This window comes from Sphingomonas sp. DG1-23, assembly GCF_030730875.1.
Taxonomy (GTDB): domain Bacteria; phylum Pseudomonadota; class Alphaproteobacteria; order Sphingomonadales; family Sphingomonadaceae; genus Sphingomonas.
In genome coordinates this window covers 61,315-82,648 of the sequence record NZ_JAVAMA010000010.1, presented here as the reverse complement: position 1 = coordinate 82,648, position 21,334 = coordinate 61,315, and the positions used below count along the sequence as shown (strand labels likewise).

Genomic DNA, 21,334 nt, shown 5'->3' with positions numbered 1-21,334 from the left:
CCCTATCTTGCGGAGCAAATGACCTTCCTCAAGAGATTCTCGCCGTTCGCGGCCTATCGCGACCTGCGTTTCTTCCTCGCGACGCGCAAACGCCACGAACTCGTCTTCATGGTGCTCGCCCTTGCGCTGACTTTGCTGATCCTCTGGGCGTTCGTGAAGGATTCGCACTTCGAGACGCCGTACGAACGCAACATCATCTATGTCGAGCAATGGCCGATCACGCGCACCGACGCGCAGATCAAGGCGCAGCAGAAGATCGATCAGGCCAAGAAACACATCCAGCAGGCCGAGCTGAAAAAGAAGCGCGAGGCGCGGCAGGCCGAGTTCAAGCGGCTCGACGACAAGCTCGAATCGTGGGGCTTCTGAGCGACGCGCGCTGGATGGGCGCAGCATTGGCGCTATCGGAGCGGACGCGCGGGCGCACCGCCCCCAATCCCAATGTCGGCTGCGTCTTGGTCAGCGAGGATCGTGTCGTCGGGCGCGGCTGGACCCGGCCCGGCGGGCGCCCCCACGCCGAGGCGATGGCGCTGGCCGAAGCTGGCGAAAAGTCGCGCGGCGCGACTTGTTACGTCACGCTCGAGCCTTGCGCGCATGTCTCTTCGCGCGGTCCCGCATGTGCCGATCTGCTCATCGAGGCCGGGGTGGGTCGGGTGGTGATCGCGCTGGGTGACCCCGATCCGCGCACGGACGGCGCTGGGGCGGCAAAGCTGCGCGCTGCCGGAATAGAGGTGGATGACGATGTCGCTCCGGGCGCGGCGCGCACGGCGATGGCCGGCTTCCTCACCCGCCAGGCAAAGCGCCGCCCCTATGTCACCCTCAAGCTCGCGACGTCGCTCGACGGCCGCATCGCTTTGCCTTCGGGCGAAAGCCGCTGGATCACCGGGCCCGAGGCACGCGCACATGCGCATCTCGAGCGCGCCCGGCACGAAGCGATTCTCGTCGGCCGCCGCACCTGGGAAGCCGATCGCCCGAAGCTCGATGTGCGGCTGCCCGGTCTCGAAGCGCGTTCGCCGCGCCGCCTCCTCCTGAGCCGTCATCTTCGCGAAGGCGGGGATGACGGGGTGTGGTTGGCGGAACCCGCCGACGTCGCGAACCTCGACGGCATCGATCATCTGCTCGTCGAAGGGGGCGCCGAAACCGCCGCCGCATTCCTGCGCGAGGAGTTGGTCGATCGCCTTTTGCTCTATCGCGCGCCGATCCTGATCGGTTCGGGCAAGCCTGCGCTCGGCGATCTCGGCCTCGTGGATCTCGCATCGGCACATGGCCGCTGGCGATTGATCGACACGCGCATGCTTGGCAGCGACCGGCTCGAAGTCTACGCGAATTCCTGATGTTCACGGGAATCGTCACCGATATCGGCACTATCGCCGCCGCCAGCCGCCAGGGCGACCTGCGCGTCGAAATATCCACCTGCTACGACGTCGACACGATCGATCTTGGCGCGTCGATCTCCTGCTCGGGCGTCTGCCTGACGGTGGTCGACAAGGGCGCAGGCCGGGTCGCGTTCGACGTCTCGGCAGAGACCGTCTCGCGCACTGCCGCGGGGATGTGGACCGAAGGGCGCCGGCTCAATCTCGAGCGGGCGCTGCGGCTCGGCGACGAGCTCGGCGGGCACATCGTCACCGGCCATGTCGACGGTGTGGGCACCGTGTCCGAATGGCGCGAGGAGGGCGGGTCGCACCGGCTGATCATCGCCGCGGACAAGGACCTCGCCCCCTATGTCGCGGCCAAGGGCTCGATCACCGTCGACGGCGTCTCGCTCACCGTCAATGCGGTCGAGGACACCGCCAGGGGCGTGAACCTGCACCTCAACATCATTCCCCACACCGCCGCCGTGACCACGTTCGGCGGCATCGAAATCGGCCAGGCCGTCAATCTCGAGATCGACGTCCTCGCCCGTTATCTGCAGCGTATGGAGTCGCTCCGTGGCAAAGCCTGAACTCGCCAGCATCAAGCATGGCTTCCTTTCCGCGCCCGAGGAGCTGATCGACGAGGCGCGCAACGGCCGGATGTTCATCCTCGTCGACGACGAAGACCGCGAGAATGAAGGCGATCTGGTCATCCCCGCCCAGATGGCGACGCCCGACGCGATCAACTTCATGGCGCGATTCGGCCGCGGCCTGATCTGCCTCGCGCTGACCAAGGAGCGCGTCGACCAGCTCGGGCTCGATCTGATGTCGCGCAACAACGGCACGCGTCACGAAACTGCGTTCACCATCTCGATCGAGGCGAAAGAAGGCGTCACCACCGGCATCTCCGCCGCCGACCGCGCGCGCACCGTTTCGGTGGCGATCGACGCGTCGAAGGGCCCCGAGGCGATCGTCTCGCCCGGCCATGTCTTCCCGTTGGTCGCGCGCGACGGCGGCGTGCTCGTCCGCACCGGCCATACCGAGGCCGCGGTCGACGTCGCCCGGCTGGCGGGGCTCAATCCGTCGGGGGTGATCTGCGAGATCATGAAGGACGACGGGACGATGGCGCGGCTCGACGATCTCGTCGCCTTCGCCCAGTTCCACAATCTCAAGATCGGCACGATCCGCGACCTGATCGCCTATCGCCGCCGCCACGACCATCTCGTCGAGAAGCGCGCCGAGGCCCGCTTCACCAGCGAATGGGGCGGCGAATGGACCGCGCTGACTTTCTGGAACAAGGCGACCGAGAGCGAGCAGGTCGCCCTGGTAAAGGGCAAGATCGACCCGTCGAAGCCGACTCTGGTCCGCATGCACGCAATGTCGCCGTTCAGCGACATTTTCGGCGAAGGCGGCGCGCGCGGGGGGCTGCTCCGCCGCTCGATGGAGATCATCGGCGAGGAGGGCGCGGGCGTCGTGGTGGTGATCAACAAGCCGCGCCCCGACCAGTTCAGCGTCGCGCTGCAGGCCAAGGCCGGCACGCTCGAAGCCAAGGACATGGACGAATTGCGCGATTACGGCGTCGGCGCGACGATCCTCACCGAACTCGGCGTACAGGACATGATCCTGCTCACCAACACCCACCACACGCTCATCGGGCTCGACGGCTATGGCCTGTCGATCGTCGGCGAGCGCGCAATCGATACGGAAAACTGATGGCCCGCATCCTGATCGTCGAAGCCCGTTTCTACGCCCATCTCAATGACATGCTGCTCGACGGCGCGCGCACCGCGCTGCAGGAGGCCGGGCATGACTACGAAGTGATCACCGTCCCCGGCGCGCTCGAGATCCCCGGCGCGGTCGCGCTGGCGGACGCGACCGGCGAATATGACGCCTATGTCGCCCTGGGCGTGGTGATCCGCGGCGAGACGTACCATTTCGAGATCGTCGCGGGCGAGAGCGCGCGCGGGCTGATGGCGCTGGCGCTCGACGGCGTGCCGCTCGGCAACGGCATCCTCACCGTCGAGAATGAGGAACAGGCCATCGTCCGCGCCGATCCGGCGCAGAAGGACAAGGGCGGCGAGGCGGCCCACGCGGCGCTGGCGATGCTCGCGCTCAAGAGCCGGTTCGGCTGAGCCATGCGGCCGCCGCCCTCCCGCTACAAGGTGGTGGAGCGCGGCCGGCGGCTGGAAGTGATCGATACGCGGACGGGCAAGCCGGCGTCGTCTTCTGTTCCCCTCCCGCCTGCAGGGGCCAGGGGAGGGGACGTGGGCGCCGCTTCGAGAGATTTGTCAGGCCCTCCCCCTGCCCCTCCCGCAAGCGGAAGGGGAGCGCGCGGCGAGAGCGCTGGGATCGATTCGGGTGTCTTGGTCACCAGACGCTGGTTCGACGACAGGGCGCCGCGCACGATCCGGATGAACTACGCCAACCGCGCGCGGCTGCTCAATCTGCGCTGGGGCTTTGCGATCGGCGTTGCCTTGCTCGTCGCCTTGAGCTTCCTATTCTGGCCGCTCGCCATCGTCCTCGTTTTCGCGCTGGTCTTCGGCCCGAAGCTGCGCGCGCAGCTCCGGGTCGTCAGCACAAACTGGCTCGACGGCTTCGATCAGGCCGCCTGAGCCTCGTCCCAGCGCGGATAATCGGTATAGCCTTCGGCCCCGCCGATATAGAACAGGTCCTCGCGCTGCGGATTGAGCGGCAATTTCTCGGCGAGCCGGCGCGGCAGGTCCGGATTGGCGAGGAACGTGCGGCCAAAGGCGATCGCATCGGCCTCGCCGGCATCGAGCGCGGCCTGGGCATCGTCGGCATGATAATCCGAATTGAGCACCAGCGGCCCCTTGAACGCCTTGCGCATCACCGGATGCACCGGCGGGTGATCGGGCTTGCCGCGCGTGCCCGTCGGCCGCGGCTCGCGCATCTCGAGGAAAGCGATGCCGATATCCTCCAGCCGCGCCGCCGCCGCTTCGAACAAGGGCGCCGGATTGCTGTCGTTGACGCCCTGCACCTCGCCGTTCGGCGACAGCCGCACCCCGGTGCGGTCGCCGCCGACCGTGTCGACCACCCGGCGGGTGACCTCGTCGAGCAGGCGGATGCGGTTCTCGATCGACCCGCCATAGGCGTCGTCGCGGAAATTGGCATTGTCGCGCAGGAACGAGTCGATCAGATAGCCATTGGCGGCATGGACCTGCACCCCGTCGAACCCGGCGCGGATCGCGTTGTTCGCGGCGCGCGCATAATCGTCGAGCAGCCCGGGAATCTCGTCGGTGCGCAGCGGCCGGGCCTGCGCGTAAGGCCGCTTGATCTCGCCGCTATCCTCGGCGGGATAGGTCCGCACGGTGCCCGGCGCGGTGTTCGCCGAGGCCGAGACCGGCGCTTCCCCGCCGATAAAGTCGGGATGGACCAGCCGGCCCATATGCCAGAGCTGGGCGACGATCTTGCCGCCTGCGTCGTGGACCCGCGCGACGATCGGCTTCCACGCCTCGACCTGCGCCTCGCTCCACAGCCCCGGCGCATAGGCCCAGCCCAGTCCCTGCTGGCTGATCCCGGTCGCCTCCGAGATGATCAGTCCGGCGCTCGCCCGCTGGGCATAATAGTCGCCCATGATCGGCTGGGGCACATGGTCGCGGGTCGCGCGGCCGCGGGTCAGCGGCGACATCAGGATCCGGTTCTTCGCGGCGATCGCGCCGAGCTGAAGGGGGTCGAACAGGCTGGGCATAGGGGAAGAAAGCCTTTGTTGTGGTCGAGGCCAGATAGGGCGCTAGAGGGCGCTATGCAGGAAGCCGCGTCCCCAAGAAAAACTAGCGCCGTCAGAAGCCATGCGGCCACCGCGCTCGCCGCATTGGTGATCTCCAATGTCGCGCTCGCTTTCGGCCCATTGTTCGTCCGCCTGTCCGATGTCGGGCCGGTGGCGGGGGGCTTCTGGCGGATCGCGCTCGCCGCGCCGCTGCTGCTCGGCCTGTCGACCTTGCTGGGGGAGCGGCCGGTGCGCGCGGCGCAGGGCCTGTGGGGGCTGCTCGCGGTGGCGGGGCTCGCCTTCGCCGCCGATCTGGCCAGCTGGCATATCGGCATCGGCTTCACCACGCTCGCCAATTCGACTCTGTTCGGCAATTGCGCGACCTTGATCTTCCCGATCTACGGCTTCGTCGTCGCTCGGATGTGGCCGACCCGCATCCAGGCGCTGGCGCTCGCGCTCGCCGCGATCGGCGCGGCGCTGCTGATGGGGCGCTCGGCGAGCCTGTCGCCGCGCAACCTCACCGGCGATCTGTTCTGCCTGCTCGCCGGGGTGCTCTATGCGCTCTATTTCATCCTGATGGCGCGCGCGCGCGAGCGGCTCGCCCCGCTTCCCGCGCTCGCTTTGTCGTCGCTCGCGTCGATTCCGCCATTGCTGCTCCTCGCGCTCGGGCTCGGCGAGACCGTGTGGCCGGGCAATTGGTGGCCGTTGCTCGCAATGGCGGTGGTCAGCCAGCTGATCGGGCAGGGCTGCCTGATCTATGCGCTCGGTCACCTCACCCCGCTGGTCGTCGGTATCGCCCTGCTGATCCAGCCTGCAGTGGCGTCAGCGCTCGGCTGGGTGGTGTTCGACGAGCGGCTCGCCGCCGCCGATGCTGTCGGCGCGGTGCTCGTCGCGCTCGCTTTGGTGCTGGTCCGCGGCGGCAGCAAGCCGGAGCGGGTTGCGTCCGGCGTCGAGGCGCCTAAATCGGCGTGATGGACCTCGCAGACGCCACGCTCGACGAACTGCGCGACGCGCTCGCGCCGGCGATCGCCGCCAATGCCGCGTTCGACGGCTGGAACCCTGCGGGGCTCGATGCCGCGGCCGACAGCCTCCATGTCGACCGCGACGTCGCCCGGCTCGCTTTCTCGGACGGCGCGGTGGCGATGATCGACGCGTGGTTCGCGCATGTCGATCGCGAAATGGCGGCGCGCTTCACCCCCGAAGCGCTCGCCGCGATGAAGATCCGCACCCGCATCACCGCTCTGGTCGAGACCCGGCTCGCGATTCTCGTGACGAATCGCGAGGCACTGCGCCGGGCGATCGCGATCCTCGCCATGCCGCAAAACGCCCTGCGCGCCGCGAAGCTCGGCTGGCGCTCGGCCGATATGATGTGGCGGCTCGCCGGCGACACCGCGACCGATTACAACCATTATACCAAGCGCGCCTTGCTCGGCTCGATCTATGCCGCGACGATCGCGGTATTCCTCCAGGACGACAGCGACGGCCATGCCGATACCCGCGCCTTTCTCGGCCGCCGGATCGAGGGCATCATGAAGTTCGAGAAGGCCAAGGCCGGCTTCCTCGCCCGCACCTCGCACCGCCCCAGCCTGTCGCGCTTCATCGGCCGGCTGCGCTATCCGGTGGTCTAGCGCGACCCCCCGTACAGGCCGCACCGCGTCATCCCCGCGAAAGCGGGGACCCATCTCCTGCAATGTCCGCGAGCGCACCGGTGGGTTCTGCTGCACATTCAGGAGATGGGCCCCGCTTTCGCGGGGGTGACGGCCGGAGCAGGGATCTTCTGCCCTAAGGCGATCCCCTACTAGCGCCCCCCACCAGTAATTGATAATGACTCGCAGCATGAACGTCGCCGCTGCGATTCCCCAGCCCGTCCGGCTGGCCCAATTACCTCGCCTGAAGCCCGGAACGGTCTCGACTGTGGACTGGCACGCCCTTTCGGAACCCGAGGGCCGCCGCTTGCGCGAGCTCGGCCTCGACGAGGGCGTCGAAGTCGAGATGCTCCATCGCTCGGTGCTCGGCGGCGGGCCGGTCGCCTGCCGGATCGGCCGGATGACCGTGGCGCTGCGTCGCCACGTCGCCGCGGCGATTCACGTGCTCCCGACTGCCGCGTCATGAACCAGGCACCTTTGGTCGCGCTGGTCGGCAACCCCAATGCCGGCAAGAGCGCGCTGTTCAACGCGCTGACCGGCGCGCGGCAGAAAGTCGGCAATTATCCCGGGGTCACCGTCGAGCGCCACGCCGGCCGCATGGCGCTGCCCGATGGCCGCCCGGTCGAACTGCTCGATCTGCCCGGCGCCTACAGCCTCGATCCCTCCTCGCCCGACGAGCAGGTCACTCGCGACGTGCTGGTCGGCCGCCAGGAAGGCGAGCGGCTGCCCGACGCGATCATCACCGTTGTCGACGCATCGAACCTCGACAACCATCTCCGCTTCACGCTCCAGCTGATCGCGCTCGGCCTGCCGATCGTGGTCGCACTCAACATGGTCGATCTCGCCGAGCGCGACGGATTGAAGCTCGATCCCGAAGCGCTCGAGCGCGAGCTCGGCGTGCCGGTGGTCGCCACTGTCGCGGTGCGCAAGCGCGGGCTCGATGCGCTCAAGGACCGGCTCGGCGAGATCGTCCGCAATGTGCATGCGGTGCGCCCCGGCGCCGGGGTCCAGCACGACATCGTCCTCCTCCAGCGGCGTGCCCGCCAGATTGCGACCGCGGTTACCGTTTCGGAAACCGCGGCGCGCCGCTGGACGCATCGGCTCGATGCCGTCGCGCTGCACCCGGTCTGGGGCACGATCCTGCTGCTCAGCCTCTTGTTCGTGATGTTCCAGGCGGTGTTCGCCTGGGCGACGCCGCCTGCCGATGCGATCGACGCGGGCTTTGCGTGGCTGCAGGGCGCGATCAAGGACAATATGGCCGATGGGCCGCTGCGCTCGCTGCTCACCGACGGGGTGATCGCCGGGGTCGGCGCAGTGGTGGTGTTCCTGCCGCAGATTCTGATCCTGTTCGCCTTCATCCTCGTGCTCGAGGCCACCGGCTATATGGTCCGCGCCGCGTTTCTGATGGATCGGATCATGGCGAGCGTCGGCCTTTCGGGCCGGGCGTTCATTCCGTTGCTGTCGAGCTTCGCCTGCGCGGTTCCCGGCATCATGGCGACGCGCACCATCTCGGACGAGAAGGACCGCCTCACCACGATCCTGATTGCCCCGCTGATGACCTGCTCGGCGCGCCTGCCGGTCTATGGGATCATCATCGGCGCGGTAATTCCCAACAGAGCGGTGCTGCCGGGTATCGGCCTCCAGGGCCTTGTCATGTTCGGCCTGTATGTGATGGGCATTGCCGGCGCCTTTCTCGCCGCGTTGCTGCTGCGTCGGACGGTGACGAAGGGCGCGACGTCGGGCTTCATGATGGAGATGCCCAAATATCAGATGCCGCGGCTGCGCGACGTGCTGCTCGGGCTGTGGCAGCGCGCCGAGATATTCCTCAAGCGGGCCGGCACGATCATCCTGCTGACCACGATCGTGCTCTGGGCGCTGCTCAGCTTCCCCAAGCCGCCCGAGGGCAGCAATGTCTCGCCGGTCGACTATTCGATCGCCGGGCGGATCGGTAACGGCCTCGAAACCGTGGTCGCGCCGATCGGCTTCAACCGCGACATCGCGTTGGCGCTGATCCCGGCAATGGCGGCGCGCGAAGTCGCGGTCGCCGCGATCGGCACGGTCTATGCAATCGACGATCCCGAAGGCGATGCCGGGCAGGAGGCGATCCGCGCCAATCTTCGCAAGAACTGGACGCTGCCCACTGCATTGGCCTTCCTGATGTGGTTCGTCTTCGCGCCGCAATGCATCTCGACCATCGCGGTCACGCGGCGCGAGACCAATGGCTGGAAATGGCCCGCCTTCATGGTCGGCTATCTGTTCGTACTGGCCTATGTCGCGGCGGGCATCACCTATTGGAGCGCCGTCGCGCTGGGGCTTTAGGGCGTATCGGCATCTCGAATCCTCCCCCGCCAGGGGGAGGTGGCATGCGCAGCATGACGCCTTCGGCGACACCTCCCCCTGGCGGGGGAGGATGAAGGTCAGCGCACAGCCGCCCGCCCTTGCAATGTAGGATTTCGCCTGCTGAACTTGCGCGATGCGCAGTGTCGATTGTCCACGCCGGTCAACGGGAAAACGGGCTGCAACGCGCGCAATAAAGTTACGAGATGAATTGCGTTTCCGCCAACTTGGTCAATTTAGCCTGTTGGCGGTCAGTCACGTTTCGAATCATCGAGCGTTCTGGCGATTCGCGCCCGCTCGGCGGCTTCGGCCGCTTTCTCGGACCGCGTCCGTCCGAAGCGCGCGCGATTTTCCTGTGCACGAATGGGCTTGTCTGCCCGTGCCTTGGCCTTGCGCGCCTTGTTCAGATTGATGATCTCGGCCATATCGTTGGCCACACGAATAGAGAATTAGAGGCGAAGTTTCCATGGCCGGCAGCGTCAACAAGGTGATCCTCGTCGGGAATCTGGGCCGCGATCCCGAATCGCGCAGCTTCCAGAACGGCGGCAAGGTCGTCGAGCTCCGTATCGCCACGTCGGAGAGCTGGAAGGACCGCAATTCGGGCGAGCGCAAGGAAAAGACCGAGTGGCACACGGTCAAGGTGTTCAACGAAGGCCTCGCCAATGTCGCCGAGAAATATCTGCGCAAGGGCAGCAAGGTCTATATCGAAGGTGCGCTGACCACCCGCAAGTGGCAGGATCAGCAGGGCAACGACCGTTATTCGACCGAAGTCACGCTGCAGGGCTTCAATTCGGTGCTGACCATGCTCGACGGCGCACCGGGCCAGGGCGGTGGCGCGGGCCGCAGCGGCGGTGGCGGCGGCAGCGACGATTGGGGCGCCGGCAGCGACGAATTCTCCGGCCAGTCGTCGAACCGCGGCGGCGGCGGCAATTTCAACGGCGGCGGCCAGAAGAGCGGCGGCGGCAATTTCGGCGGCGGTTTCCCCGACGATCTCGACGACGACGTGCCGTTCTGAGCAACCGCATGGCATCCGCATCGTTGCGCCTTTGAAGGGGATGACGATGCGATACTGGATTACGGGCGTTGCGCTGCTGCTGGCCGGCTGCGGTGGCGGCGTTTCGTCCGAGACGACGAGCGATCCGACCGGGCAGAACGTGGCATCTGCGGCGGCCAACGGGACTCCCGCGGCGATCGCCGCGGCAGTCGATTGCTCGAACAAGCCCGATTTCGTGCCGGTGTACGAAGGCGCGCAGATCACCACCTGCGTGTCGAGTCCCGACGGCACGCCGCGGCACGTCAGCGGCACGATCGTCTATCTGGTGCAGGAAGAGCCCGCCAGGGTGCTCGGCTGGTCGCGCGCGCAGGCCAATGCTTCGGGGCTCGGCCAGCGGCTGTCGACGCCCACCCAATATTCGGCCGGAGAGGATTCGAAGCGCAGCCTGATGGTGGTGGTCGAGCCGATGAACGGCGGCACCCGCGCCACGGTCAATTGGGGCAGCGGCGTCTAGACCGATCACTGCTCCTGCCTTTGCAGGAGCACGTCACCCCTCGACGATCTCCGCCACGCCGAACTTGCCCGCCTGATAATCGGCGAAGGCCTGCCTTATCTCCTCCGCGCTGTTCATCACGAACGGCCCGTGCGCGACGACCGGCTCGGCGATCGGCTCGGCATGGCCGAACAGGAACAGCGCCGGCTCCGTGGCGGCGATCGTCACCTCCTCGCCCGCGCCGAGCTGCGCCAGATGGAATTGCGGCACCTGCCGTCCCATCACTTCGATCGCGCCGCGCGCCGCATAGAGAAACACGTCGCGGCCGCCGAGCCCCTCGAACGTCACGGCCGCGCCCGGCCGCATCTCGACCCAGCTCAGGAACACGCCCGTCAGCGACTCGATCGGACCGCGGACGCCCTGCCACGCACCCGAGATCAGGTGCACCGTCGCGCCCGCGGCGCGGATCGCCGGAATGCCATCGGCCTGCAGCCCGACATAGCGGGGTGCCGTCATCTTGAGCCGCGCCGGCAGATTGAGCCAGAGCTGGAGGATCTCGAGCCGCCCGCCGTCGCGCCTGAAATCCGCGGGCGAGACTTCGGCATGGACGATCCCGCGCCCCGCGGTCATCCATTGCACTCCGCCGGCGCGGATCACGCTCTCGTGCCCCGCCGAATCGGTATGCGCGAGTTCGCCCTCGAGGATGAAGGTCACCGTCTCGAAGCCGCGATGCGGATGCGGGCCGAAGGGCAGGCCGCGATTGCCCGGCTTATAGGTCTGGGGCCCGTGATGATTGAGGAACAGGAACGCCCCGACAGTGTCGACGCCGGGCCCGGGCACGGGCCGCCGGGTGACGAGGTCGCCGATATCGTCGCGATATGCCGGATGCACCGAGAGGATGGCGCGAGTCACCGGTCCTTCCGCAGCAGGAACACGGCGTGCTCGGCGAAAAGATTGGCGAAGCCCGATCCGGTGCGTTGGTCGCCCGACAGGAACCAGCACTCCTCGACGATGATCCCGCGCGCCTTCACCAATGCGCGGAAATCGTCGACGGTCACATGGTGGATGTTCGGGGTGGCATACCAGGCGATCGGCAGCAGCCGGGTCACCGGCATCCGCCCGCCGAACAGCAAGGACGTGCGCACCCGCCAATGCGCGAAGTTCGGAAAAGACACGAACGCCCGCCGCCCGATGCGGAGCAATTGGTCGAGCACCCGATCGGGTCGCCGCGTCGTCTGCAGCGTCTGGCTGAGGATGGCGTAATCGAAGCTGGCGTCGGGATAATCGGCAAGGTCGCTGTCGGCATCGCCCTGGACCACCGACAGGCCGCGCGCCATCGCCGCGGCGACGTCGGCGGGATCGAGTTCGAGGCCGCGCGCGTCGCAGCCGCGCTGGTCGCGCAATGCCGCCATCAGCGCACCGTCGCCGCAGCCGACGTCGAGCACCCGCGTCACCGGCTGGACGTTGGCGGCGATGATCGCGAGGTCGGGGCGCAACGCCGGAGGCGTATCGTTCGCGCTCATCGCGTGTAGATATCCGGAATGTCGCGCACCATCAGCCGCTCCGGGTGCGGATAGCCTTCCCAGCCCAGCCTGGCGTAAAGCGGCTGCATGTCGCGCGTGAACAATGCCCAGCGCCGCAGCCCCTGCAGCTCGGGATGCGCGTCGAGCGCCTCCAGCATCGCCCGCGCGACGCCCTTGCCGCGATGGTCCTCGAGCACGAACACGTCGGCGAGATAGGCGAAGGTCGCGCGGTCGGTGATCAGCCGGGCGAAGCCGATCTGGGCTTGGCCGTCGAACGCGCCGACGCAAAAGCTGTTGGCGATCGATTTCTCCACTGTCGCCCTTGAGATCCCCTCGGCCCAATAAGAGCGCGACAGATAGCCGTGGATCACCTCGATCTGCTGCTCGGCGGAGTCGAACGAAAGCCGATACGTCACCTTGCGCCTCCCGCACCGAGGAAGCCGCTGATCACCCGGTCGAGCCCGGGATTGTCGAGCAGGAAGGCATCGTGCCCGAACGGCGACTTCAATTCGACGAAGCTCACCGGCGCGCCCGCGGCGTTGAGCGCGTGGACGATCGTCCGCGATTCGCTGGTGGGATAGAGCCAGTCGGTGTCGAAGCTGACGAGGCAGAAGCGCGTGTCGCCGGTAAAGGCGTTGGCCAGCGTGCCTTTATGCTCTTCGGCGAGGTCGAAATAGTCCAGGGCTCGCGTAATGTAGAGGTACGAATTGGCGTCGAACCGGTCGACGAAGCTCAGCCCCTGATGGCGCAGATAGCTTTCGACCTGGAAATCGGCGTCGAACCCGAAGGTCTTCGAATCGCGGCTCTGCAGCTTGCGCCCGAATTTGGCGGTGAGCCCGGCTTCGGAGAGATAGGTGATGTGCGCCGCCATCCGCGCCACCGCCAGCCCCGAGGCGGGGGGATCATTGTCCTCATAATAGTCGCCGCCGCGCCAGCGATGGTCGGCCATGATCGCCTGCCGTCCGACTTCGTGAAAGGCGATGTTCTGCGCCGAATGCCGCGCCGCGCTGGCGATCACCACCGCCGAGGCGACTCGCTCGGGGAAGGTCGCCGCCCAGCTCAGCGCCTGCATCCCGCCCATCGATCCGCCGACCACTGCGAACAGCCGTTCGACGCCGAGATGGTCGAGCAGCATCGCCTGCGCGCGCACCATGTCGCGGATGGTGATGACGGGAAACGCCATCGCCCAGGGCTTGCCGGTGGCGGGATTGAAGCTCGCCGGCCCCGACGAGCCGAGGCACGAGCCGAGCACATTGGCGCAGATCACGAAATAACGATCGGTGTCGATCGGCTTGCCCGGCCCGACCATCCGTGCCCACCAACCGGGCTTGCCGGTCACCGGATGCGCGGACGCGACGTGATGGTCGCCGGTCAGCGCATGGCAGACGAGGATCGCATTGCCCGCATCGGGGGCGAGTTCGCCATAGGTTTCATAAGCGATGTCGACCGGCGACAGCAGCGCCCCGCCGTCGAGCCGCAAGGGCCCGGGGAGCGTCGCCGTGCGGCTCAGGCCAAAACGCGCGTCGTCAAGCATGGAGACCGGTTAGGGGGTGCCGGGCGGAGAGGCAACCGGCGCGTCAGTCGGCCTTGCGCCGCGCGAGCGCGACCGCCTGCAGGATATTGTCGACGACGAAATCGGGCGCCTCGTGCGGCAGCCCGTGACCCGCGGTGGCGGCGATATTCTGCCGGGCGTTCGACGAGAGCGACAGGAACTGTTTCTGCATTTGCTGGGTCGCCGCCTCGAGCTTGATCGCCAACGGCTCGGATAGGCCGGGTACCATGCGAAAGCGCGGGCTGTGCGTCGCGACGATGACCGGCCTGGCGCCGAGCGTCTTCAGTTCGCGCGCCTGCGCCGCGCTGGCAGTGAAATTCAGCTTCTCCTCGTTCTTCGTCGGGTCCGCGATCATCATCGTGAGGAAGCTGCGCGCCTCGGTCACCGCCTTTTCCTCGCCCACTGCGGCAGGCGGCAGAAGCGACAGCCATCTGGTCATCTGATCGGGGTGAGTCGAGGAGATCAGCACCAGCCCGGCGGTCTCGCCCGGATAGCGTGCGGCGAAGACCAAGGTGTGCAGGCCGCCGATCGAATGGCCGGCGAGCAGATAGGGACCGGGCACCTTCGCTTTGGCCAAAGCGGCGTGCAGATCGGCGGCGGCATCCGCGCTGGTGCGCGGTGCGGCGGGCGCCGGATCGCTGCCGCCGAGGCCGGCGCGATCGTAGCGGCAGATCCGGGTAACCGGGGCGACCTTCTCCGCAATGCCGCCCCAGCCCGGATCCTCGACGGGGGCGGTGCCCAGCCCGGCGTCGATCACCACCGTGGGGCTGCCGACGCCCGTGCAAGACAAGCGGATCGACCGTCCGCCCACCTCGAACCGGCCATCGATCGGCGCCGCATCGGCCGCGGCCGGCGCGTCGGAAGGAACGGCCGCGAGCAAAGCCAAAGCGGAAACCAGCAAGCCGTACATCGAGCCCTCCCAAATCGGCGCCGACGGTTTAAACGGGTTTCCCGTGCGCCGACAACCTGGCCGCTCGCGCCGAGGCCACTCTAGGCGGCCTTGCGCGCTTCCACTCGGCCGCTGATCGCTTGCGCCGCCATCCGCCCGGTCTGCGCGCCGCCGTTCATATAGCCCGGATAAGCCTCGGACAGATGCTCGCCGGCGAACCAGATCCGCCCCGCGCCCGGCACATGGCGCTCGGCCGGATCGTCCGATTCGACGCAGAGCAGTCGCGCAAACCGGGTGATCTGGCCCGGGCGGAAATTGACATAGGCGCCGAGCGTCAGCGCCTGGGCATGCCAGTTGGTCCGGGCATAGGGGCCGGTAAAGGCCGTTTCGAGACCCGGAAGCGCCGGCGCGGCGCCGCTGGCGAAACGTGCCGCCAGCGCCGAGGGTTCCTCGGTCTCGGCGCGGGTCACTTCGTCGCCGCCGAGGAACCAGGTCCAGACCGGAGCGACGCCGTCGGCGCGGTGGACGCTGCCGTCCCAGCCGAGTGCCCAGCCGGCCTCGGCCCGAGTCTGCCACAGCTCGCCGCCGACTCCCATCGGCGCGCGCCACGGCGTGCTGCCGGCGCCTGCCTGCACCTTCTCGTTATGACCCAGCGCCATCTCGGCGATGAAGGCACGCCAGATCGCGGGCAAGGGTACGCGCCAGTCGATCTGGCGGAGCAACGGTGCCGGCACCGCGACGATCGCCGTCTCGGCCTCGGCGGTCGATCCGTCGAGAAAGCCGAGCCGCACGCCGCCGCGCGCGTTCTCGATGTGGAGCAGCCTTTTGCCGGTGGTGATGCGATCGGCATAATGCGCCGACATCGCGTCGATCAGCGCGCTGCTGCCGCCCTCGATCACATAGCGTTCGTCCGATTCGCCGAGCACTTCGATCCGCTCGCCGTCGACGGTGGGCAGGTTGAACACCAGTTCGACTGCCGAAGCATGCGCCGGCTCGACGCCATATTCGGTGCGGCTGGTCGCTTCCATCAGCTGGCGCACCCAGGCTGGGCCCATCAAGGTGCGGTGCTTGTCGAGATAGCCCATGATCGACATGCGATCGAGCTCGGCGGCGACATGGTCGAAATCCTTCTCCAGCCGCGCCGAATCCCTGTCGATCTGCGCGGCGATCGGCCGCAGCGCCTCGGCGAGTTCGGAGTCGGTCAGCAACCGCCCGTCGCCGAGGATCAAGGTGCGGTGCGGCTCGGCCTTGCGGTCGACCAGCTTGACGCCGAAGCGCTTGCACAGCGCCTGCATGTCGTCGTGATCGGTATTGACCAGCTGGCCGCCGACCTCGAACCATGTGCCGCCCGCCGGCCGATGGGTGAACATCCGTCCGCCGGTGCGCGCACGGCCTTCATAGACATGCGCGTCCACGCCCGCCTCGCGCAGATGGTGCAGCGCGCTCAGTCCGGCGATCCCGCCGCCGATGATCGCGACGCGGCCGCCGGCAAAAGCATGCGCGGGGCGCGGCAGCGCAGTCGCCATGCCCGCCGCGGCGATACCCTTGAGCAACGCGCGCCGGGTCGCGCCCGGGGCGCCCGGCACCGGCGGTCTTTCGCCCGCCGCGATCAGGTTGCGCGCCCGCGCCGTCGCCAGCGCCCGCCACACCATGCTGCTTCCCCGCATCGTCCCCTCCTGCTCGCCCACGCCGAGCTTGCCATCCGCAGGCCATTCCGCCAAGCCGCGCGACCATGGATGCACCCGTTCCCAATCGCTGGGTCATGGAAATCGCCCCTTATGTTCCGGGGCGCTCGACCACCGATTCCGGCAGCAAGGCCGTCAAGCTCTCGTCGAACGAGAACCCGTTCGGCACGCCCGAAGTGGCGCGCGCCGCGTTCGCCGCGGCGGCGTCGCAGCTCGAGCGCTATCCCGATGCCAGCGCGGCCGAGCTGCGCGAGGCGATCGGCGCGCATTACGGGGTCGATCCGGCGCGGATCATCTACGGCACCGGCTCGGACGAAGTGCTCCATCTCGCCGCGGGGGCCTATGCCGGGGTCGGCGACGAGGTGATCTATGTCCGCTACGGCTTCGCGGTGTACGACATCGCCGCGCGGCGGGTCGGCGCGACGCCGGTGGTAGCGCCCGACAAGGATTATGCGAGCGATGTCGATTCGATCCTCGCCTGCGTGACCGATCGGACGAAGCTCGTGTTCATCGCCAATCCGAACAACCCGACCGGCACCTATACGCCGCGCGCGGAAATCGCCCGGCTCCACGCGGCGCTGCCGCCGCACGTGCTGCTGGTGATCGACCAGGCCTATACCGAATATCTCGATCCCGAGGACGACGATGGCGGGCTCGATCTCGCGCGCACCGCGAAGAACGTGCTGGTCACCCGCACTTTCTCGAAGATCTTCGGGCTCGCCTCGGAGCGGGTCGGCTGGGGCTATGGCGCGCCCGAGATGATCGACGCGATGCACCGCATCCGCGCGCCGTTCAATTTCAGCACCGCGGCGCAAAAGGCGGCGGTGGCGGCTTTGGGCGACCACGCATTCGTCGAGCGCAGCTACACGCATAACCGCGAATGGCGCGGCTGGTTCGCCGAACAGATCGGGGCGATGGGCAACAAGGGGCTGCGCGCGGTCCCCTCCAAGGCCAATTTCCAGCTGGTTCTGTTCGAAGGCGAAGTGACCGCCGAGGCGGCCTACAAGGCGCTGATGGAGCGCGGTTACATCGTCCGCTGGCTGCCGGGGCAGGGGCTGCCGCACGGGTTGCGCATCACCATCGGCACCGAAGACGAGATCCAGGGCGTCGCGAGCGCCATTCGCGAGGTCGTCGGCGCCTGATGCTGCCCTTTGCCCGCGTCACCGTCATCGGATTGGGGCTGATCGGCTCGTCGATCGCACGCGGGGTGCGCCAGCACATGCCGAGCGTCCGCGTCACCGGCTATGACGCGGATCCGGCAGTGCGCGAGACCGCAGTGCGGATCGACTTGTGCGACGATGTGGCCGACGCCGCAGGGACCGCGGTGATCGACGCCGATCTGGTGATCCTGTGCGTGCCGGTCGGCGCGATGGGCGCGGTCGCGGCCGAGATCGCCCAGGATCTGCCCGCCGATGCGATCCTCAGCGACGTCGGCTCGTGCAAGGAAAGCGTGATCGAGGCCGTCCGCGCATCTTTGCCCGAGGCGGTGTTCGTTCCTGCGCATCCGGTGGCGGGCACCGAGAATAGCGGCCCCGAAGCGGGCTTCGCCTCGCTGTTCCACCATCGCTGGTGCATCGTCACCCCGCCCGAAGGCACCGACGGGCTCGCAGTCGAACGCGTGCTCGAATTCTGGCGCCGGCTGGGCGCCGAAGTCGAGACGATGGAGCCGGCGCATCACGATCGCGTGCTCGCGGTCACCAGCCATTTGCCGCATCTGATCGCCTATACCATCGTCGGCACCGCTTCGGACCTCGAGGAAGTGACCGCGTCCGAGGTGATCAAATATTCGGCCGGCGGCTTTCGCGACTTCACCCGCATCGCCGCTTCGGACCCGACGATGTGGCGCGACGTGTTCCTCGCCAATCGCGAGGCGGTGCTCGACATGCTCCAGCGCTTCTCGGAGGATCTCACCGCGCTCCAGCGCGCGATCCGCTGGGGCAAGGGCGACGAATTGTTCGAATTGTTCAGTCGCACCCGCGCCGTCCGTCGCTCGATCATCGACCAGGGCCAGGACGATGCCCGCCCCGATTTCGGCCGCAGCCACGACTGACGCCGCCGGCGCTTGCAATGTAGGATTTCGCCTGCTGTACTGGCGGACGCTTGCGTTTTCGCAGCGTCTTCGCACCCTTTGGCATCGTTCAGGCTGCAACCCCCGACGAAACATTATTTCATTTTGCGGAAATTTTATGCCGTGATTTACGTGAAAACCGTGAATCTGTGCGGTCCAAATCCTATACGAGGTTCTTCGCATTGATCGCGCGGAACACCCGCGACTCGATCTCCTCGCGCTTCAGCCCCGCGGGGATCGCCTCGCCGAAGCGGAAGGTTACCACGCCCGGCCGCATCGGTCCGTGCTTGGGCCAGACGCGCGCGCTGTCGAGTGCCACCGGTACCACCGGCAGCCCGACCGCGCGGTAGAGCCCCGCCAGCCCTGCCTGCACCGGCGGCGTCTCGCCCATCGCCGAGCGCGTGCCTTCGGGGAACAGGATCACCGAACGCCCCGCGGCGCCGGCGGCCTTGGCCTCGCGCATCATCTGGCGCAGCGCGGAGGCCGCGCCGCTGCGGTCGATGATGATGATGCCGTAGCGCCGCGCCGCCCAGCCCCAGACCGGGATCCGCGCAAACTCGTGCCGCATCACCACCGTCGGTGCGCCGAGCATCCGGACCAGCTCGAACGTCTCGAGAAAGGACTGGTGCTTCGACGCGTACAATGCCGGAGTCGCCAGCGGCGCGCCTTCCACCCGGACGCGGATCCCGGCCAGATTGCGCGAGCACCACGCATGATACTGTGTCCAGAACAGCACCCAGCGCCGAAAAACGCGCTGGCCGAACAGCGCCATCACCGGCGCGAGCAGCACGATCGGTACCGACAGGCCGTAAAAGGCGATCTTGAACAGGACGCTGCGCAGCCGGTCCATCAGCCTGCGCCCACCCACAGTGCGATCCGGCGCACGAGGAATTTGTGATATTCGCGGAACAGCACGCGCCAGCCCGGGCTGTTGGGACCGCTGCGCACCGCGTCGCCGACCACCTCGACGCCGCCGCCCAGCGCGCTGGCCAATTCCATCCGCGCACGCGGCATGTGCCAGTCGGTGGTGACCAGCCGCACGGTCCTGAAATCGTGCTCGCGCACCCATTTCGCCGTCTCGTCGGCGTTCGACCGGGTGTCGACCGCCTGCCAGCCGAGATCGATGCAGCAGGCCATCCACTTGCGGTCGATCTTGAACTGTACCGCGAGCTCGACCGGGCGAACGTCGGGATCGACGCCGCTCACCAGCATCCGTTTCGCGTCGCCGGCGCGGAGCACCGCGAGCCCGCGGTCGATCCGTCCGCCGCCGCCGGTCAGCACCACGATCGCGTCGGTCTTGCGCGCGTCGAGCGGCTTGCCGAGCGAAAGCAGGAAGATCGCGAAGCCCAGCGCCCAGGCGAGCAGCAGCAACAGGCAGATGCGCCAGATCACAGCCGCTTCCCCAAGGTACGCAGCACTGCGACGCGCGCCGCCAGCGTCGAGAGCAAGGCGAAGCCGATGGGCAATAGCAGCAGCAGGAACCAGTCGCGCTGCTGAAGTGCGACGCCGCCCAGCATCTCGGAGCCGACCGCGCTCAGCCGTCCCTGCAGGAACCAGACGAGGATCAGCGCGGCCGCCGTGCCGGCGATCCCGCCCAGCAGCGTGTCGAAAGCGATGCGCCGCTGGAACAGGCGGGCGATCTGGACGTCGGTGGAACCCAGCATGTGGAGCACATCGATCGTGTCGCGGTGCGTGTCCAGCCCCGCGCGCGCGGCGAGCAGCACCACCGCCGCGGTCGCGCCTGCGATCAGCAGCATCAGGCTCACCGCCAGCCAGCTCATCGTGGACATGAAGCTGCGCACCGGCGACAGCCATTGCGCGTGGCGATCGACCCGCGCGCCCGGCGCGATCCGCCGCGCCGCCGCCTCGATCGCGGCGAAGTCGCCGCCGCGCGCCTCGACGTCGATCATCGCCGGCATCGGCAGGTCGGAATCGAGCCCGGCATCGCCGAGCCACGGCTTGAGCAACTGGGCCAGATGCGCCCGATCGACTTCGCGGACCCGGGTCACGCCGGGAAGCTTTGCCAGCGTCGCCACCATCGCCGCCGCCTGGCTGTCGCGCAGGCTCGCGATCGGTTCGACGATCTGCACCGTCAGCCGCCCCGAAAGCTCGCGATCGAGCTGCGCGGTCGCGGCGAACATGCCCAGCCCCAGCGCGCCGGCGAGCACGGTGAGGAACAGCATGATCGCCATGATCCACGTCATCGCGCGCGTCGGCGTGCCTTCGTCGAGCAGGCGCCGGTCGGCGGCGTTGGGGCTGAGGCTCGGGATCACGATTGGCCCGGCGGGTTGCGCAGCACGCCGGTGGGGTCGCTCAGCTTGCCATGCTCGATCCGCATCATCTGCGCGTTGGGAATGCGGTGGAGCAGATGGAAATCGTGCGTCGCCACCACCACGGTGGTGCCGAGCCGGTTGAGCGATTCGAACAGATAGAGCAGCCGCTCGGCCATTTCGGGATCGACATTGCCGGTCGGCTCGTCGGCGACGAGCAGTTCGGGCCGTGCGATCACGGCACGGGCGATCGCGATGCGCTGCTGCTCGCCGCCCGACAGGGTCGGCGGCCTGGCGCGCCCGCGCTCGGTGAGCCCCACCCAGGCGAGCATCTCGCGCACCGGTGCCTCGATGTCGCTCTCCTGCACCCCGGCGACGCGCAGCGGCAGCGCGATATTGTCATAGGCCGAAAGGTGCGGGACCAGCCGGAAATCCTGGAACACCACGCCGATCCGGCGGCGAAAGCCCGGCAGCCTTTGCCGCGGCAAGGCGCCGGCATCCTCGCCGAACAGCCGGATCACGCCGCGCGACGGCCGTTGGGCGAGGTAGAGCAATTTGAGCAAAGACGTCTTGCCCGCGCCGGACGGGCCGGTCAGGAAATAAAAGGATCCGCTCTTGAGCGTGAAGCTGACGTCCGAGAGCGTCTCGGTACCCGTGCCATAGCGCAAGCCGACATTCTCGAACTGGACGATATTGGCCATTCGCCGGCGCCGGCCGCTCCTTGCTTACCCGTGGCGCACGGCATCGCACAGGCCGGTCGCCGGCTCAAGCGATGGCGGCGCGGAGACTCTTGTGGGGCCG

At 67.8% G+C, this 21,334-nt stretch carries 26 protein-coding genes; 14 read left to right on the top strand and 12 right to left on the bottom strand.

Annotated elements, in window-relative coordinates:
• The first annotated feature begins 18 nt into the window (after window positions 1–18).
• The 6 genes from Q9Q95_RS16025 (at window position 19) to Q9Q95_RS16000 (ending at window position 3,961) form a co-directional block, all read left to right on the top strand.
• The gene (locus Q9Q95_RS16025; RefSeq protein ID WP_306098146.1) at window positions 19–366 is read left to right on the top strand and encodes a hypothetical protein; all 348 of its coding nucleotides are present in this window, start codon (window positions 19–21) and stop codon (window positions 364–366) included.
• Window positions 367–380: 14 nt separating this feature from the next.
• Window positions 381–1,331, top strand: a complete 951-nt coding sequence (gene ribD / locus Q9Q95_RS16020; protein WP_306098271.1) for a bifunctional diaminohydroxyphosphoribosylaminopyrimidine deaminase/5-amino-6-(5-phosphoribosylamino)uracil reductase RibD — start codon at window positions 381–383, stop codon at window positions 1,329–1,331.
• Window positions 1,331–1,939 carry a riboflavin synthase gene (locus Q9Q95_RS16015; RefSeq protein WP_306098145.1) on the top strand — a complete coding sequence of 203 codons (609 nt, stop codon included), beginning with the start codon at window positions 1,331–1,333 and terminating at the stop codon, window positions 1,937–1,939. The genes ribD and Q9Q95_RS16015 overlap by 1 nt, the downstream gene beginning before the upstream one ends.
• On the top strand, window positions 1,926–3,062 hold the full coding sequence (gene ribB / locus Q9Q95_RS16010; protein ID WP_306098144.1) for a 3,4-dihydroxy-2-butanone-4-phosphate synthase: 1,137 nt from the start codon (window positions 1,926–1,928) through the stop codon (window positions 3,060–3,062). Before Q9Q95_RS16015 ends, ribB begins: the two co-directional genes overlap by 14 nt.
• Window positions 3,062–3,481 carry a 6,7-dimethyl-8-ribityllumazine synthase gene (gene ribH / locus Q9Q95_RS16005; RefSeq protein ID WP_306098143.1) on the top strand — a complete coding sequence of 140 codons (420 nt, stop codon included), beginning with the start codon at window positions 3,062–3,064 and terminating at the stop codon, window positions 3,479–3,481. The genes ribB and ribH overlap by 1 nt, the downstream gene beginning before the upstream one ends.
• A gap of 231 nt (window positions 3,482–3,712) precedes the next feature.
• Window positions 3,713–3,961, top strand: coding sequence for a hypothetical protein (locus Q9Q95_RS16000; protein WP_306098142.1), 249 nt, complete (start codon window positions 3,713–3,715; stop codon window positions 3,959–3,961).
• Here the strand turns inward: Q9Q95_RS16000 and Q9Q95_RS15995 are convergent.
• Window positions 3,949–5,058: an alkene reductase gene (locus Q9Q95_RS15995; RefSeq protein ID WP_306098141.1), complete on the bottom strand. Its 1,110-nt coding sequence runs from the start codon at window positions 5,056–5,058 to the stop codon at window positions 3,949–3,951. The two genes, Q9Q95_RS16000 and Q9Q95_RS15995, sit on opposite strands and share 13 nt — an antisense overlap.
• 54 nt (window positions 5,059–5,112) lie before the next feature.
• Between Q9Q95_RS15995 and Q9Q95_RS15990 the strand changes: the two genes are divergently transcribed.
• The 4 genes from Q9Q95_RS15990 to feoB all read left to right on the top strand — a co-directional run bounded on the left by Q9Q95_RS15990 (window position 5,113) and on the right by feoB (window position 9,041).
• Window positions 5,113–6,048 carry a DMT family transporter gene (locus Q9Q95_RS15990; RefSeq protein WP_306098140.1) on the top strand — a complete coding sequence of 312 codons (936 nt, stop codon included), beginning with the start codon at window positions 5,113–5,115 and terminating at the stop codon, window positions 6,046–6,048.
• Window positions 6,048–6,704 carry a COQ9 family protein gene (locus Q9Q95_RS15985; RefSeq protein WP_306098270.1) on the top strand — a complete coding sequence of 219 codons (657 nt, stop codon included), beginning with the start codon at window positions 6,048–6,050 and terminating at the stop codon, window positions 6,702–6,704. The genes Q9Q95_RS15990 and Q9Q95_RS15985 overlap by 1 nt, the downstream gene beginning before the upstream one ends.
• Window positions 6,705–6,900: 196 nt before the next feature.
• Window positions 6,901–7,188, top strand: coding sequence for a FeoA family protein (locus Q9Q95_RS15980; protein ID WP_306098139.1), 288 nt, complete (start codon window positions 6,901–6,903; stop codon window positions 7,186–7,188).
• Window positions 7,185–9,041 carry a ferrous iron transport protein B gene (gene feoB, locus Q9Q95_RS15975; RefSeq protein ID WP_306098138.1) on the top strand — a complete coding sequence of 619 codons (1,857 nt, stop codon included), beginning with the start codon at window positions 7,185–7,187 and terminating at the stop codon, window positions 9,039–9,041. Before Q9Q95_RS15980 ends, feoB begins: the two co-directional genes overlap by 4 nt.
• Before the next feature lie 269 nt (window positions 9,042–9,310).
• Here feoB and Q9Q95_RS15970 read toward each other — a convergent pair whose 3' ends face one another.
• The gene (locus Q9Q95_RS15970; protein ID WP_306098137.1) at window positions 9,311–9,484 is read right to left on the bottom strand and encodes a DUF4169 family protein; all 174 of its coding nucleotides are present in this window, start codon (window positions 9,482–9,484) and stop codon (window positions 9,311–9,313) included.
• 41 nt (window positions 9,485–9,525) lie between these two features.
• Between Q9Q95_RS15970 and ssb the strand changes: the two genes are divergently transcribed.
• Together ssb and Q9Q95_RS15960 are read left to right on the top strand one after the other, a co-directional pair.
• Window positions 9,526–10,074 carry a single-stranded DNA-binding protein gene (gene ssb, locus Q9Q95_RS15965; RefSeq protein ID WP_306098136.1) on the top strand — a complete coding sequence of 183 codons (549 nt, stop codon included), beginning with the start codon at window positions 9,526–9,528 and terminating at the stop codon, window positions 10,072–10,074.
• Between the two features lie 46 nt (window positions 10,075–10,120).
• Window positions 10,121–10,567, top strand: coding sequence for a hypothetical protein (locus tag Q9Q95_RS15960; RefSeq protein ID WP_306098135.1), 447 nt, complete (start codon window positions 10,121–10,123; stop codon window positions 10,565–10,567).
• Window positions 10,568–10,600: 33 nt separating this feature from the next.
• Here the strand turns inward: Q9Q95_RS15960 and Q9Q95_RS15955 are convergent, their stop codons facing one another.
• The 6 genes from Q9Q95_RS15955 to Q9Q95_RS15930 all read right to left on the bottom strand — a co-directional run bounded on the left by Q9Q95_RS15955 (window position 10,601) and on the right by Q9Q95_RS15930 (window position 16,177).
• Window positions 10,601–11,458: a pirin family protein gene (locus tag Q9Q95_RS15955; RefSeq protein ID WP_306098134.1), complete on the bottom strand. Its 858-nt coding sequence runs from the start codon at window positions 11,456–11,458 to the stop codon at window positions 10,601–10,603.
• Window positions 11,455–12,069: a methionine biosynthesis protein MetW gene (metW, locus tag Q9Q95_RS15950; RefSeq protein WP_306098133.1), complete on the bottom strand. Its 615-nt coding sequence runs from the start codon at window positions 12,067–12,069 to the stop codon at window positions 11,455–11,457. Before metW ends, Q9Q95_RS15955 begins: the two co-directional genes overlap by 4 nt.
• Window positions 12,066–12,485, bottom strand: coding sequence for a GNAT family N-acetyltransferase (locus Q9Q95_RS15945; RefSeq protein ID WP_306098132.1), 420 nt, complete (start codon window positions 12,483–12,485; stop codon window positions 12,066–12,068). Before Q9Q95_RS15945 ends, metW begins: the two co-directional genes overlap by 4 nt.
• Window positions 12,482–13,603 (bottom strand): homoserine O-acetyltransferase, encoded by a 1,122-nt coding sequence (locus tag Q9Q95_RS15940; RefSeq protein WP_306098131.1) that lies wholly within the window; start codon window positions 13,601–13,603, stop codon window positions 12,482–12,484. The genes Q9Q95_RS15945 and Q9Q95_RS15940 overlap by 4 nt, the downstream gene beginning before the upstream one ends.
• A 43-nt stretch (window positions 13,604–13,646) precedes the next feature.
• Window positions 13,647–14,531, bottom strand: coding sequence for an alpha/beta fold hydrolase (locus tag Q9Q95_RS15935; RefSeq protein WP_306098130.1), 885 nt, complete (start codon window positions 14,529–14,531; stop codon window positions 13,647–13,649).
• An 80-nt stretch (window positions 14,532–14,611) separates the two neighbouring features.
• Window positions 14,612–16,177, bottom strand: a complete 1,566-nt coding sequence (locus tag Q9Q95_RS15930; RefSeq protein ID WP_306098129.1) for an FAD-dependent oxidoreductase — start codon at window positions 16,175–16,177, stop codon at window positions 14,612–14,614.
• Between the two features lie 65 nt (window positions 16,178–16,242).
• Between Q9Q95_RS15930 and hisC the strand changes: the two genes are divergently transcribed.
• Together hisC and Q9Q95_RS15920 are read left to right on the top strand one after the other, a co-directional pair.
• Window positions 16,243–17,337 (top strand): histidinol-phosphate transaminase, encoded by a 1,095-nt coding sequence (gene hisC / locus Q9Q95_RS15925; protein ID WP_306098128.1) that lies wholly within the window; start codon window positions 16,243–16,245, stop codon window positions 17,335–17,337.
• Window positions 17,337–18,245 carry a prephenate/arogenate dehydrogenase family protein gene (locus tag Q9Q95_RS15920; protein ID WP_306098127.1) on the top strand — a complete coding sequence of 303 codons (909 nt, stop codon included), beginning with the start codon at window positions 17,337–17,339 and terminating at the stop codon, window positions 18,243–18,245. The genes hisC and Q9Q95_RS15920 overlap by 1 nt, the downstream gene beginning before the upstream one ends.
• 181 nt (window positions 18,246–18,426) lie before the next feature.
• Here the strand turns inward: Q9Q95_RS15920 and Q9Q95_RS15915 are convergent, their stop codons facing one another.
• The 4 genes from Q9Q95_RS15915 to ftsE are packed head-to-tail and all read right to left on the bottom strand — an operon-like array spanning window position 18,427 to window position 21,234.
• Window positions 18,427–19,113, bottom strand: a complete 687-nt coding sequence (locus tag Q9Q95_RS15915; RefSeq protein ID WP_306098126.1) for a 1-acyl-sn-glycerol-3-phosphate acyltransferase — start codon at window positions 19,111–19,113, stop codon at window positions 18,427–18,429.
• Window positions 19,113–19,655, bottom strand: a complete 543-nt coding sequence (locus Q9Q95_RS15910; RefSeq protein WP_306098125.1) for a YdcF family protein — start codon at window positions 19,653–19,655, stop codon at window positions 19,113–19,115. The genes Q9Q95_RS15915 and Q9Q95_RS15910 overlap by 1 nt, the downstream gene beginning before the upstream one ends.
• The gene (locus tag Q9Q95_RS15905) at window positions 19,652–20,536 is read right to left on the bottom strand and encodes a cell division protein FtsX (protein WP_371876792.1); all 885 of its coding nucleotides are present in this window, start codon (window positions 20,534–20,536) and stop codon (window positions 19,652–19,654) included. The genes Q9Q95_RS15910 and Q9Q95_RS15905 overlap by 4 nt, the downstream gene beginning before the upstream one ends.
• Window positions 20,533–21,234, bottom strand: a complete 702-nt coding sequence (gene ftsE / locus Q9Q95_RS15900; protein WP_100282847.1) for a cell division ATP-binding protein FtsE — start codon at window positions 21,232–21,234, stop codon at window positions 20,533–20,535. Before ftsE ends, Q9Q95_RS15905 begins: the two co-directional genes overlap by 4 nt.
• Window positions 21,235–21,334 lie beyond the last annotated feature (100 nt).